This is a genomic window from Paenibacillus sp. FSL L8-0641 (genome assembly GCF_038006265.1).
In the GTDB taxonomy this organism is placed as follows: domain Bacteria; phylum Bacillota; class Bacilli; order Paenibacillales; family Paenibacillaceae; genus Paenibacillus; species Paenibacillus polymyxa_D.
On the sequence record NZ_JBBOUW010000001.1, the window covers coordinates 2037681 to 2051746 of the forward strand.

Below are 14066 nucleotides of genomic sequence, written 5' to 3' on the forward strand. Positions count from 1 at the left end.
AGAACCACCCGGTCATTGTCGTGGACCCGGCGGTTTTTTCTGATTCAATCCATAGCATTCTCCCCATCAAGTTGAACGTCGGGTCACAGCCCAAAAGATGAGAGCCAGAGCACTGACACCAGCTCCTAATAGACACACCCCGTTCCATCCGGCATAGATGTACATATGAGTGGAAGCAATAGCCCCGGTGGCGCTACCGATGGAATAAAATATCATGTAGCCTGCGGTAAGTCGGCTCCGTGCCTCAGGGCGAACATTGAAAATCAAGCTTTGGTTGGTGACATGTACAGCCTGTACGGCCAAATCCAAAAGTATTACGCCAAGAACTAAAGCGAACAAAGAATGCTCGGTGTAGCGGATAGGTAACCAGGACAGCAGCAATACAACGAGTGCGATACCTGTCGTCCGTTGTCCCAAGCCTTGATCAGCAAGACGCCCTGCTCGTGCTGCTGCTAATGCTCCGGCGACTCCAGCCAGGCCAAAGGCTCCGATGGCTGTATGTGAAAGAGATAGAGGCGGGGCACTGAGAGGTAACACAAGCGAAGTCCACAATATGCTGAATGCCATAAAAATGAGCAACGCAAGGACAGCGCGAATGCGTAGAATTCGTTCTTGCACGAACAACAAGATAACCGATCGGAGCAGCTGCGGATAGGAAAGTGCCGCACTCGTGGGTTCGTTCTTTGGCAACACCCGCAACAGAGCTACAGCCATAAACAGCGTAAGTATAGCAGAAACAAGGTAAACTGAACGCCAGCCTGCCAGATCAGTTAATACACCGGCCACGGTTCGTGCAAGCAGAATGCCGATAACGACTCCACTGGTCACCAGACCTACGACCTTACCCCGTTCAGTCGGATTAGCCAAGGTAGAGGCGAAAGCCACGAGTGTTTGAGTAACTACAGCCAGCAGTCCAACCATTGCCATTCCCATAAGCAGTATTGTACGAGTAGGAGCAAAGCTAACCACGCTTAATGCCAGCACGGACAGTAGCATTTGCCCAGCAATCAGCCGCCGTCGATTCAAAAGATCGCCAAGCGGGACGAGCAGCAATAAACCCAATGCATAACAAATTTGCGTGATGGTAATGACCATGCCTACCGATGAGTGCGTAATGCCAAATTCATTTGCCAGCGCATCCAGCAGTGGCTGTGCATAGTAAATGTTAGCGACAGCCAGCCCGCAGGCTATGGCAAATAGGAGTGCCACAGATCGGGACAGGGAGGGAATGGGGGCTGTTTCGGTAGCATTTGCTACCGTTTGATGAGGGAAGAGTACCGCTTTTTCTTCTGACGTCTTCATTTTCACATACCACATCGCTTTCTGTAAGTTACATACCGTTAAGTATAATATACCGATTGGTATGTAATTAATTTAGGTCAATATAACTCGTGCATATATGTTATGTCAAGAGTTTATTCTGCACATATTTGACAGTTCCTTTTCGTAATCATACAATCTTAATATACTGAACGATACGAAAAGAAGGAGCTGCTTATGGTTCGACCACGGGAATTTGATGAAGATCAAGCGTTGGATGCAGCGATGCAAATTTTTTGGGAAAAAGGATTCGAGGCTACCTCTTTAAGCGATTTAACCTTCAAAATGGGAATTCAGCGTCCTAGCATTTACGCTGCTTTTGGAGACAAGAAGCAATTATTCGAAGCCGCACTGCGCAAATATACGCAATCTCATGCAGCTTGTGTAAGGACTAAACTGCAAAATAGTTCATCTGTAAAAGAAGCATTTTACAATTTTTTTGGAGGAGTGGTGGCAGAAGAGTACGAGGAAGGACCCAATAAGGGATGTTTTTGCATCAACACGATGGTAGAATTAGCCCCTCATGATGAAAAATTCGAAATTTTAACTAGAGAACATCAAATGTATCTTTCTGCTGTCTTTCAGGAGACCCTCGAACGTGGTATTCAATCTGGGGAGCTTGAGGCGACTATGGATGCACGGGCTTTGGCGCATATGTTGGTCTCTTTGTTAATCGGGATTACCGTGATGATGAAATCACGCCCAGAGCGTTCTTTTGTGGATCATGCGGTTGCGACCGCACTTATGTTGCTGGATGGGAAATAGAGATGAAGGGAGGGTAGCGTGGATGCCACAGATAAAGGCCGTTCAAACCCCGATTGGAGTATTGTATGGACGAGATGCGATCTATTTGGACCATGTGCATATGAATTATTCGAAGAAGGAGCTGATTTTAAAGGGAGAGATTAATGGGGGGCTGGCAACGGAAGCAGCAGATGATTTTGTGCCTTATGAACTGATATTTACAGAAGTCTACTACTTCAACATGATTGAATTGGACGTCGCTTTGCACATGTCTGAACGGGAATATACGCAGGGCAGCAGCTTTGATGAGCTTATAGATACGCCGTTATTAGCTACAATAGCAAGCGCACGGGGGAAAAATCTAAAGCACTATATGTTGAAAACCTATGACGATATAGTAGAAATTGCCTGTAGAGACTATAAGATGACTATATAAACGAGTTGATTTTTAGAAGAGAGAGAGGATCAATGGATACCCAAATTGAACTATTAAACGTGACAATACGTGTGATGCAAGGGGATATTACCCGTTGTAAGGCGGATATTATTGTCAATGCAGCCAATACAAGCTTGCTGGGTGGCGGTGGCGTAGACGGCGCGATTCATAGGGCTGGCGGTCCGGCTATCTTAGAAGATTGTGTAAGTATCAGAAACAAGAAGGGTGGATGTCCCGTAGGAGAGGCAGTTTATACCACAGCTGGCAAGCTGGATGCCCAATATGTTATTCATACCGTCGGCCCTGTGTGGAATGGTGGCGACCATCGGGAAGAGGAGCTATTGGCGAAATGCTACCATAATACACTCCAATTAGCTTTAAAACTGAATGCACGAAGCATTGCCTTTCCGAATATCAGCACAGGCATCTACCGTTTCCCCAAAGAAAAGGCGGCGGATATTGCTATACAGGAAGTGACACGTTTTGTACGTGAACATGCCGGTTTGAATGAGATTATTTTTGTTTGTTTTGATGCGGAAAATGCTCAGTTATACAGCCGTAATGCTCAACAGGAGGTGCACGATGCTGGCTAAGCTGGTAAATAAAATTCCACGGGATTGGCTTGTATTCATGTATAAGCACACGCCGTTCACTCGATTGAAAAATGCATTGGTGTATCGGGCGCAGCACAAATTTTTGATTGCTGTGTTGGGCATTTTTACGAATGATGCCGGGGAAGTGCTGCTATTAAAGCACGTATATCGGAAGCAACCATGGGGAATTCCCGGTGGCTGGATGGAGCTAGAGCAGCCGGAAATCGCACTACAGCGCGAAGTCCGAGAAGAAACCGGGCTGGAGGTAGAGATCACCTCATTAGCACAAGCCCAGTTTGGTCAGACGCCGAACCGTGTGGATCTCATTTTCACAGGCCGGGTTATCCCGGGTACTTTCCGACCAAGCGCCGAAATCTCCGACATTTGTTATTGCCGTGTAGGGGAATGGCCGGAAGGCTTGCCAGCACACCAGAAAAAGCTTATTCAGAAGCTGTTACAGTAGGGTTCATCCAGTACTCATGTTCATTTCAAGATAGGAAAAATCGCATTTACAGGCGCTTCAAAAATGCGCTAATGCGCTCCAAAGCCATTTCCAACTGATCTCGCGATGATGCATACGAGCAGCGGATAAAGCCCTCGCCGCCTGAGCCAAATGCGGAACCGGGTACAGTAATGACTCCTTCTTCTTCCAGCAACCGCTTGGCAAACTGCTCTGAGTTTAACCCTGTGTGCATAATGGAGGGAAAAGCATAGAAGGCACCGTTTGGTTCGTGACATGGCAGTCCTGTCTGACATAGGCCTTCAACGAACCATTTTCTACGCAGATTGTAGGACTCCATCATACGATCTTTTTCCTCCAGCCCGTTACGCAGGGATTCAATAGCGGCAATTTGCCCGATAATAGGAGCGCACATGGCGGTATATTGATGAATCTTCAGCATAGCTGAAATCAACTCTCTGGGGCCACACACATAGCCGACCCTCCAGCCTGTCATCGCAAATGCTTTGGAAAAGCCGCTGATGAGCAGGGTGCGCTCTTTCATTCCTGGCAGAGCAGCGAAGCTTACATGCTTCTGTCCATAGGTCAGTTCAGCATAAATTTCGTCTGATATGACGACAAGATTATGCTCCTCAACCAGGCGGGCAATCGGTAGCCAATCCTCATAGGTCATCACCCCACCCGTTGGATTATTCGGGTAACAGAGAATAAGCACTTTGGATCGTGGAGTCAGCTTGGCTTGAAGTGCCTCAGCTGTCAGCTTGAACTGCTGATTCGCAGAGGTTTCAACCGTTACGGTATGTCCTCCGTTCAGAAACGTGATGGGCGAATACGAAATATAACATGGAGCCGGAATGAGTATTTCATCGTGTGTTGAGATGAGGGCGCGTAGTGCCAAATCTAGGGCTTCACTGCTGCCAATGGTAACCATGATTTCATCTGTCGGGTTGTAGGATGTGTTGAAGTTGCTCTCCAGATACCCGGCAATCTCCTCACGAAGCTCAGGAAGACCGGCATTTGGTGTGTATGATGTTTTGCCATTTTCCAGTGCTGTGATACAGGCCTTTCTGACATGTTGAGGGGTTACAAAGTCGGGTTCACCGACACCAAGCGATACAATATCTTTTCTGCCTGTACTATATTCGAAAAACTTACGGATGCCTGAAGGCGGCATTTCCCGTACAGCTGGAGTCAAAAAATCGGTTATAGATACTACTGTCGATACATTTGTCATGATGATTTCCTCCTTTTTGAAAAACAAAAAAACCCGCCCCTGTAAAAGGGACGAGTTTATACCCGTGTTACCACCCTAGTTTCATTCCATAGGAAATGACACTCTGTTCACGTATCCATCAATACGTGTTCCGGTTAACGCTGGAAAGGCGGCAGAGCTTACTTCAGGTTCAGCCCGCTTCTCAGAGATGGCGTTCGGCTACCCTCGGAATGTTGGCTTTCACCTGCCCCAACTCTCTGCAAATCCGCTGTATAGCTTACTCGTTCTCGTCATTGAAATTTGTTACTGTATCAAGTTAGGTGTAATTATAAGCACAACATTTCAGGATGGCAAGTCTTTTTTTCATAAACTTTAAAGACATATCATCATTATTGACGACTGGAAAATAACGTATATAGTGGTATCAAGGGGATTGTGCCCCAGATTTCAATGTATTATATGACTATATTGCCAGAGAGGAATGGTATCCATATGAACGTATTTGAACGCTTTAGCGGTGAAGTTTTGCCGGCGGATTGGAGCTGGAACAATGAGCCGACAGAATGGAGATTTGATGATACCAAGTCTTTGCAAATTTTTGCACCTTCACAGGCAGATTTCTTTAGGGATCCGTCCGGCGCAGCGACTAAATCGTCCGCACCCTTTTTGCATACAACGCTTCAAGGTGATTTTACAATATGGACGAGGGTTCGTGTTGATATGAAGCAGCCTTATGATTCAGGATGTTTGATGATAATGGCGGATGATACCCGCTGGGCTAAGCTGTGTTTTGAATATTTCGAAAACACTCCATCTATTCTTAGTGTGGTCACTCGGGATACATCTGATGATTGTATCTCTGGGGCGATGGACGTGTCCAATCCGTATTTACGAGTGGCACGAGCTGGAAATTGCTTTGCATTTCATTATTCATCAGATGGTCAGCATTGGAAGCTGGCGAGATATTTTGGGATGAATGTTCCTAACCAGCTAAAAGTCGGAGTTGTTGCTCAATCTCCCGTGGGGGAGGGCTGTGCTGTTACCTTTGATGCCTTGACGATAACAAACCATGTATCTGAGGACATACGAAACGTGGAGTAAACAGACAAAGACCCTCTTTCTTAATATGAAAGCGTTATAAAATTAGGATTAGAAAAGACGCATATACGTAACTCAGGCAGGAGGTAGATGGAAACTTGCTGTTAAGAAGGAAGGGTTACAAGCTGCCCGGTTTGTTGGGAGTGCTGCTTGTAGCTACGTTGGGCTGTTTCGGGCTCATTATGTATTTACAGTCCACAAGCGGAACGAGGATGTATCAATTTCTGTACTGGGATATATTCCTGGCCTGGGTTCCGGTCTTTATCACTCTCGGCATGATGGCTTTATCCAGACTGCGAAGTACAAAAGTGAGGAGTATTCTTTTATTTTTCTCCTCAATGGTATGGTTGTTTTTTCTGCCGAATGCTCTTTATTTGGTGACTGAGTTACTTCATGCGTTTCGTTTTTACGATGTGAATCCTGATACACGTTTTTGGTTGAACACCCAATTTTGGTTAATCTTATTTACGTCTTTTTCAGCAGCAGGGCTTGGCCTTTTTCTTACATCCCTTTGTGTGTTGGTGATCCATCATATGCTGAGGAGGATTTGTTCAAAGGGGCTCGCATGGGCTGTAGTTTTGGTGTTGTTGTGGCTGGACAGCATAGGCGTATATATAGGCAGATTTGCTCGCTGGAATAGCTGGGATGTGTTGTTGCAGCCACTGGTGCTCCTTACGGATATTTGGAGATGGGGAGTATATGCTGGACCTAGGCTTCATTTGCTGTCCTTTTGCTGGCTGGTGTTTGGGATAGCAGTCATTTTTTATTTATTGATCTATATCTCTTTAAGTGAGGATCAGGATGTTTAGGCCGAGGACATGTATTCCATGAATACAGGCTTCGGCCTATTTTTACATGTGGCGAGTCAGGAGTTGGCGTTGTCCTCCCCATGCACATCGTAAAGCACGCGCACAAGCAGATCCTGACTGAAATTCCCGAATCTTTTGCCAAAAATAGTGAGTCCTCCTTTGTTTTCTGATTCATCGGTTACAGATAGACGGAGTGTAATGTCGCTTTTATAGTTAAGGTTAATATCATCTATTGTGACCTCGGAAATGCGGCACCCGTCAATGAAGCTGCCTTGTTGATTGATGCGAATTAATTTGAGCATACCATATTGATTCAGATGCGGTGGCCACCAATCTGGATTGAGAACCCCCGGCACTTCTCCAAAATCTCCGGCGCTGGTCCAGTGCCCAATAGGGATACCGTTAATGTGAAAACAAATGTCGGAGGGATATTCCTCACAATAGCAGGGTGCTTCTGAGCCCAGTTCTGCGGAGAATTGAATTTCTTTAAAGGATTGATTCGCTTTCAGATAGTTGGGGATACGGTATTCCAAAAAGCCCTCAGCCATCCAGATCATTTCCGACTCCAGCCGCCCGGGATCTGCAAAATAGCGTGGATCATCAAAATCGCCGATAATGCTGTCTCGGGTCACCAATCCACAAGTGGGGGACGCTTGATAGTTACTATAATGACCTACGCGAATCTCAACCTCATACACATTTTTTTGTTCTCTACTGCGCAAATCTACCATCAGTTTATCCTTGTTCAAATAGCACATTTTTCGGGTGCCGTGCTTGCCGCTCACGGTATTGATCTCCACAAGGCCGCATTCTTCCAATTTTCGAATATGCATTGTAATGGTACCGTTGCTCAAATTAAGTTTGTTAGCAATGTCATTCATACTTTGTCCCTGGTAGGCAAGTAACTCGAGAATTTGAATGCGGATTTCTGAACCCAGTGCTTTAAAAATATCTAATCCTGACATTAAGTCCTTAATATAAATCATAGCTATAGACCATCCTTATCTATAAAAATTGTGATGTAAGCGCTTATATATTTACTTTGATTTATGTTAAAATAAAATCAAAAAGAAGTAAACTGCTTTTTTGTAAATTTTTTTTTACTAAATAAAGAGGGGAGCAAATTAAACTCCGAATTAAGAATTACTTCAAAAATAAATCGTATTTAAGCTTTATCACTGATTATTTCGATAAAAGTTAACTTAAATACGATTTAATTTTGCTTTCCATGTTACTCTAATCTATGTTTTATAATTATTTAAAAAGATTGAAAAATACATTGACGAACCGAGGAAAGGCATGCTATATTTTGTTTGTAAACGAATTCATTATTGATAAAGTAAAATGTTAATTATATGGTACATGAGAGGGATGATAATCACAGCGGCAATCAACAACGGGTTGTGTACCGCACAGTTAAAGATTAGGCCGAGTGGTATGAAGTTATTTTAACACTAAATGTATGCGGTTTCATTTAAATTTAGGAGGGGTCGCGTTGATAAAGAAAAAAGGTTTTGCAATAACAATGGTTGTTCTGTTGTTAATGGTGGCTGCACTGGCTGGTTGTAGTGGGGGAAGTTCCAGTAGTGATGGAAGTAAGGAACTGACATTCATGTTCCGTGGTGGCACAGATGAACAAAAGGCTTATAAGGAAGTAATCAAGAAATTTGAAGAGGAACATCCTGGCGTAAAGGTTAAAATGGTCGTGACGGCAGCGGATCAATATGCTACAAAGCTAAGAGCTGCGATCACAGGAAATAATCTTCCAGATATCTTTTACTTTGCCCCTGGAGATGTGAAAGCTTATGTAAACAGTGGGGTATTGAAGAATCTCACTCCTTACATTGAGAAGAACAAGGATATTAAACTGGATAACATCTGGAAATACGGTATAGATTTGTATCGCTATGACGGTAAAATGGCCGGTCAAGGAGATATTTACGGTATGCCGAAGGACTTAGGTCCATTCGCACTTGGCTACAACAAAACGATGTTCGAAAAAGCGGGCGTTCCATTGCCTGACAAAGACAAACCGTATACATGGGATGAATTTATCAAGGTTAGCCAAGAGTTGACCAAAGATACCAATGGTGACGGCAAGCCAGATCAATACGGTACAGGTTTTAACGTTCAGTGGGCATTGCAAGCCTTTGTATGGAGTAATGGGGCTGATTGGCTGGATGAGAGCAAAACGAAAGTAACGATTGATGATCCGAAATTTGCGGAAGCGCTTCAGTACTTTGCTGACATGCAAAACAAATATAAAATCACACCTGGTATTGAACAATCACAAACATTGGACACATACCAACGTTGGATGAAGGGCGAAATGGCATTCTTCCCGGTAGGTCCTTGGGATATGAGTACATTTGAAAAATTGCCATTCGAATATGATTTACTGCCGTTCCCAGCCGGATCGACTGGCAAATCAGCAACATGGATCGGTTCTCTGGGTATCGGCGTTTCCTCTAAAACAAAATACCCGGATGAAGCTGTTGAACTGGTTAACTATCTGACGACTTCTAAAGAAGGAATGAAGCAGCTCGTAGATGCCAAGGTACAAATTCCGAATCTGCTGGACATGGCTGATGAATGGTCCAAAGATACGAAAACCAAGCCTAACAATAAACAAGAATTTATTGATATCGTAAATGACTATGGACGCTCATTACCAGGCAACTATACGTATAATGCAGAATGGTACGATATTTTCTTCACAGATATTCAACCTGTGCTGGATGGTAAAATTACGGCGGCAGATTATGTGAAACAAGAACAACCGAAGATGCAGAAACTGCTGGATAAAGCGGTGGAGCAAGAGAAAAAATCACAGAAATAATGCGTAAATAGAGGAAAAAAGGATGATGTTAGTGGCTGAATATCATGCTGCTAACATCATCTTCATTCCAAATTAGAAACAGAGGTGAGCCCTGTGATAACCAAATCTAATCTCTACCGCAAAGAGAAGGTATATGGATACTTATTTATTCTTCCACCTATTCTCGGTCTGCTAATCTTTACGTTATTCCCGTTTGTCTATTCATTATACGGCTCTTTTACAGATTGGGACGGATTGGGACAAATGAACTTTATTGGTCTCGACAATTTTAAAGATTTATTTAGCGATGAGCTCTTTTATAAATCGATGTACAATACTCTTTTCTTAATGCTAGGTATTCCAATCGGTCTTGTACTAGCTTTACTGCTGGCACTAGGTTTGAATCGCAAGATTCCAGGTACGACAACATTTCGTGTGATTTACTATATCCCGGTTATTTCTTCGTTGGCTGCCGTTTCTATTATGTGGAACTGGGCATACAACGGGGACTATGGTTTGGTGAACCAATTCCTCGAAATATTCGGTATTAAGGGTCCTAACTGGCTGATGGATAAGGATACGGTCAAACCGGCCTTGATTCTCATGACCGTCTGGAAGGGTCTCGGATATACGATGCTGCTATATTTGGCAGCCCTGCAGAGCGTGTCTCGCTCTTATTATGAAGCAGCAGAGCTAGATGGAGCTAGCGGATTCCAAATGTTCCGCAATATCACATGGCCAATGGTGAAACCAGTAACCTTCTTCCTGGTCGTAACTAATATCATTGGTGGTTCGCAAATCTTTACTGAAATGAACATTATGACACCTACAGGGGGTCCGGAATACTCATCCGCCTCAATCGTCTTTTATATTTGGGATAAGGCATTTAAAAACCTGCAAATGGGATATGCCTCCGCGATGGCTATGATTCTCGGCATCTTCATTTTTATCGTAACTTTGATTCAATTCAAAATGAATGAAAAATCGTCCTTTGATGGGGATTGATTTTCGCGGAAAGGAGTGAGTCTGATTATGTCCCATAGTCAAAAAACGAAAGTTACCAATATCATTATCTTTATTGCACTAGCGATTGGAGCGATTGTGATGATCGCCCCGCTGCTTTGGATGCTGTCCACTTCAGTGAAAGAAAAGCAGGATGTCTTTGCTCTTCCACCAGTATGGATACCAGAGGTGTTCCAGTTTGGCAAGTATAAGGAAATTTGGGAAGCAGGACCTTTGTTAAGCGGGATCAAGAACAGCGTGATTGTGGCTGTAAGTGTTACCGTTGTGGGTACCTTTACATCCAGTGTGGCCGCTTTTGCATTTGCAAAGCTGAGATTCCCTCATAAAAACAAACTGTTTTTGGCACTCATCGCATCTATGATGATTCCATACCCAACGGTTATGATTCCACAGTTTATGATGTTTTCCAAACTTGGCTGGGTCGATACACTTTTGCCTCTGATCGTTCCGGGTTTGTTCGGAAATGTAGTTATGATCTTTTTCCTGCGGCAGTACTTGCTTAGTGTACCGGATGCCATTATCGAAGCTGCGAAAATTGACGGAAGTTCTTATTTCCGACTCTATTCGTCGATAACGTTCCCGCTCATTAAGCCAGCAGTTGCGGCACAGCTTATTTTATGGTTCATGGGGATTTGGAACGATTATTTGGCACCGATTATTTACTTGAACTCACCAGAAACGCAGACACTGCAACTGGTTATCGCGAATTTTAATGCGACTTACGCCATTCAGACGGACTATCCGCTTATAATGGCAGCATCAATAATAGCCTTGTTACCTGTACTGATTATATTCTTGATCTTCCAGAAACAAATTATTGAATCGGTTGCTATTTCGGGTGTCAAAGGTTAATTGACACTTGGAGGGTACGCATGAATGATGTAAGGCAGTTACAATATGTAATGGGTAAAGGAAGGAGGAGAATAACAGTTATGGTTATGCTGCTCATGCTGGGTCTATCTGGCTGTGGGGATAACACTCCGGACCCTGTGTATCCGCAGGCTCCGCCTCCCGATCACTTGTATGATCAAAGTACGATTAACGATGAACAGCGCTGGACCATTAACAATGCACATGACCCGGCGATTATCAAAACGGATCAAGGCTATTATGTCTACTCAACGGATGTAAAGACAGGTGGAGAATTGAGACCTGGTGTTATGGTACGCAAATCGACTGATCTGATTCATTGGAATTGGGTGCAGTATGCACTCCCCGGCATTCCAAAGGAAGCAGAATCGTGGTCATCGGCAACCAATCTGTGGGCACCGGACATCATCAAGATGGGTGATACCTATCGGATGTATTACTCTGCTTCTACCTTTGGCAGCACACGGTCTGCGATCGGATTGCAGACATCCAGCTCCCCGGAAGGCCCTTGGAAGGATGAGGGGCTGGTCGTTAAAACGGAAGAGCATGACAAGCTGAATGCGATTGATGCCAATCCGGTGCTGGATGCAGAGGGTAATCCATGGATGGTATACGGCTCTTTTTTCGGCGGTATTTATATTACACCGCTTGATCCCCAGACTGGAAAGCTCAAAGAATCTGGCTATGGTAAAAATATCGCTGCCAGAGATCGGGCAACTGAGGACGGTGCTGTAGAAGGACCATACATTGTGTACAATCCAATGTTCCGTAAATACTACTTGTTCGTCTCGTATGATTCTTTGTTTGAGGACTACAATGTTCGCGTTGCCCGTTCAGATTCTATCACAGGCCCTTATGTGGACATGAATGGACATGATATGGCAGATACCAGCTATTTGCCTCAATACGAGATTGGAAACAAGGTATTGGGCGGTTATCGGTTCAGCGAAGGAGAAGGCTGGGTTGCGCCAGGTCACAATTCTGTCCTGAAGGACGGTGCGGATTATTATATTGTACATCATGCGCGAGGAGAAACGGACAAGAGCTGGCCGTACCTGCATGTACGCAGAATATTGTGGACGGCAGAGGGCTGGCCGGTCGTCTCTCCAGAGCGCTATGCCGGCGAAAAGGAGCAGGATATACCCAAAAGGCTATTATCCGGCAACTGGGAGCGCATCGTGATAAAGCAGGAAGTAGACGGCCAAGTGGAAGCTGAACCGCTCCGTCTGAAAGATGGAGGGCGGGCAACCAGCGGTTCTCTTGAAGGTCACTGGAGCTTTGATGGCAAGCGTACTCTAACAATAGATTGGAGCAATACATCCGAAGGAACTAAGGAAGAATTGTTATTGCTTCCTTCATGGGACTGGGAGCTTGGTCGCCATACTTTAATTTTCACGGGTATGAATGAAAAGGGAATTTCCATTTGGGGAAAGCGTATCAGCGATTAATTGTATGAACTACATACTACACATAGAGGAGAGAATAACCATGAATCAAACTGTACCCTTTAATAATCCGGTCATTGAGCAACGGGCAGACCCTTGGATTTACAAGCATAGTGACGGATACTATTATTTCACCGGATCTGTACCAGAGTATGACCGCATTGAGGTTCGACGAGCAAGTACTATTCAAGGCTTGAGTACAGCAGAGCCTGTCGCAGTGTGGCACAAATATGAAACGGGCCCGTTAAGTGCGAACATTTGGGCACCGGAAATTCACTATATAAACGACAAATGGTACATTTATTTTGCAGCAGCTCGTACAACAGAAACGAAGGAAGGCCTGTTCGACCACCGGATGTTCGTGCTTGAAAATGATTCAGCTAATCCTCTGGAAGGGGAATGGGTGGAAAAAGGACAGATCAAAACCCGTTGGGAGACGTTCGCTCTCGATGCGACAACCTTCCAGCATAATGGAGTTTTGTATTATGTGTGGGCTCAGAAGGACCCTGACATCGTCGGTAATTCCAATCTGTATATTTCCGAAATGAGCAATCCATGGACGTTGCGCGGTGAGCAGGTGATGATCTCCACTCCTGAATATGATTGGGAAATCATCGGTTTTAAGGTGAATGAAGGAGCAGCGGTTCTGAAACGGAACGGGCGGATCTTTATCAGTTATTCAGCTAGCGCCACAGACCACAATTATTGCATGGGTCTGTTGACGGCAGATGAGAATGCGGATTTACTTGATCCGAAATCATGGACGAAATCACCTCAGCCGGTATTCTGCACCCATGAGGAAACAGGACAATTCGGGCCAGGTCATAACAGTTTTACGGTTGCTGCTGATGGTAGCGATGTAATCGTATATCACGCCCGGAATTACAAGGAAATTACAGGCGACCCGCTGTATGATCCGAATCGTCATACACGTGTGCAGCCGTTCTACTGGAAAGAAGATGGAACACCTGATTTTGGTATTCCAGTACCAGATGGCGTTTCTGTTGATAAATAAGCGAAATTTATTATAGATGGTTGACGTGTTGCACAGTGGCACTTTAACTTTCTAGAAATCATAGGGGATTATGATTCGGCTGCGTATAACAAGAGTAATGAGATATCTTCTGAGCCTTCAGGCTGGAGGATATCTTTTTGATTTTGGGACGGCATGAAGGACTCTTTTCAAAAACTTCGATTTCTGCTATATTTAAATCGTAATATTTACGAATTGATCAAG

General features: G+C 44.4%; 14 protein-coding genes and 1 other annotated feature. Of the genes, 11 read left to right on the forward strand and 3 right to left on the reverse strand.

Annotated elements, in window-relative coordinates; all coding sequences use genetic code 11:
• Positions 1–66 precede the first annotated feature (66 nt).
• Positions 67–1302, reverse strand: a complete 1236-nt coding sequence (locus MKY16_RS09285) for an MFS transporter (RefSeq protein WP_340955108.1) — start codon at positions 1300–1302, stop codon at positions 67–69.
• Positions 1303–1497: 195 nt separating this feature from the next.
• On the opposite strand from MKY16_RS09285, the gene MKY16_RS09290 reads away from it, so the two are divergent.
• Genes MKY16_RS09290 through MKY16_RS09305 form a run of 4 tightly spaced genes read left to right on the forward strand, consistent with a single transcriptional unit; the run spans position 1498 to position 3556 of the window.
• On the forward strand, positions 1498–2085 hold the full coding sequence (locus tag MKY16_RS09290; RefSeq protein WP_340955110.1) for a TetR/AcrR family transcriptional regulator: 588 nt from the start codon (positions 1498–1500) through the stop codon (positions 2083–2085).
• Between the two features lie 22 nt (positions 2086–2107).
• Positions 2108–2500, forward strand: a complete 393-nt coding sequence (locus MKY16_RS09295; protein WP_322251450.1) for a hypothetical protein — start codon at positions 2108–2110, stop codon at positions 2498–2500.
• A 32-nt stretch (positions 2501–2532) separates the two neighbouring features.
• Entirely contained in the window at positions 2533–3093 is a 561-nt protein-coding gene (locus tag MKY16_RS09300) for an O-acetyl-ADP-ribose deacetylase (RefSeq protein ID WP_340955113.1), read from the forward strand.
• Positions 3083–3556, forward strand: a complete 474-nt coding sequence (locus tag MKY16_RS09305) for an NUDIX hydrolase (protein ID WP_069011350.1) — start codon at positions 3083–3085, stop codon at positions 3554–3556. The genes MKY16_RS09300 and MKY16_RS09305 overlap by 11 nt, the downstream gene beginning before the upstream one ends.
• 46 nt (positions 3557–3602) lie before the next feature.
• Here MKY16_RS09305 and MKY16_RS09310 read toward each other — a convergent pair whose 3' ends face one another.
• The gene (locus tag MKY16_RS09310) at positions 3603–4787 is read right to left on the reverse strand and encodes an aminotransferase class I/II-fold pyridoxal phosphate-dependent enzyme (RefSeq protein ID WP_029516747.1); all 1185 of its coding nucleotides are present in this window, start codon (positions 4785–4787) and stop codon (positions 3603–3605) included.
• Between the two features lie 43 nt (positions 4788–4830).
• Positions 4831–5069: a binding site (T-box leader), on the reverse strand.
• A 189-nt stretch (positions 5070–5258) separates the two neighbouring features.
• Here MKY16_RS09310 and MKY16_RS09315 point away from each other — a divergent pair.
• The gene (locus MKY16_RS09315; protein WP_318626709.1) at positions 5259–5867 is read left to right on the forward strand and encodes a DUF1349 domain-containing protein; all 609 of its coding nucleotides are present in this window, start codon (positions 5259–5261) and stop codon (positions 5865–5867) included.
• A gap of 95 nt (positions 5868–5962) precedes the next feature.
• Complete coding sequence (locus MKY16_RS09320) at positions 5963–6673, forward strand: DUF1361 domain-containing protein (protein WP_318626708.1); 711 nt, start codon at positions 5963–5965, stop codon at positions 6671–6673.
• Positions 6674–6729: 56 nt separating this feature from the next.
• Here the strand turns inward: MKY16_RS09320 and MKY16_RS09325 are convergent, their stop codons facing one another.
• On the reverse strand, positions 6730–7659 hold the full coding sequence (locus tag MKY16_RS09325; protein WP_029516749.1) for an ArsR/SmtB family transcription factor: 930 nt from the start codon (positions 7657–7659) through the stop codon (positions 6730–6732).
• Positions 7660–8168: 509 nt separating this feature from the next.
• On the opposite strand from MKY16_RS09325, the gene MKY16_RS09330 reads away from it, so the two are divergent.
• The 5 genes from MKY16_RS09330 (at position 8169) to MKY16_RS09350 (ending at position 13844) form a co-directional block, all read left to right on the forward strand.
• Positions 8169–9512, forward strand: coding sequence for an ABC transporter substrate-binding protein (locus MKY16_RS09330; RefSeq protein WP_029516750.1), 1344 nt, complete (start codon positions 8169–8171; stop codon positions 9510–9512).
• Between the two features lie 93 nt (positions 9513–9605).
• Positions 9606–10496, forward strand: a complete 891-nt coding sequence (locus MKY16_RS09335) for a carbohydrate ABC transporter permease (protein WP_013309768.1) — start codon at positions 9606–9608, stop codon at positions 10494–10496.
• Positions 10497–10523: 27 nt separating this feature from the next.
• Positions 10524–11366 carry a carbohydrate ABC transporter permease gene (locus tag MKY16_RS09340; protein ID WP_029516751.1) on the forward strand — a complete coding sequence of 281 codons (843 nt, stop codon included), beginning with the start codon at positions 10524–10526 and terminating at the stop codon, positions 11364–11366.
• A gap of 80 nt (positions 11367–11446) precedes the next feature.
• Complete coding sequence (locus MKY16_RS09345) at positions 11447–12832, forward strand: arabinan endo-1,5-alpha-L-arabinosidase (protein WP_340957560.1); 1386 nt, start codon at positions 11447–11449, stop codon at positions 12830–12832.
• Positions 12833–12872: 40 nt separating this feature from the next.
• Positions 12873–13844 carry a glycoside hydrolase family 43 protein gene (locus MKY16_RS09350; protein WP_029516753.1) on the forward strand — a complete coding sequence of 324 codons (972 nt, stop codon included), beginning with the start codon at positions 12873–12875 and terminating at the stop codon, positions 13842–13844.
• Positions 13845–14066 lie beyond the last annotated feature (222 nt).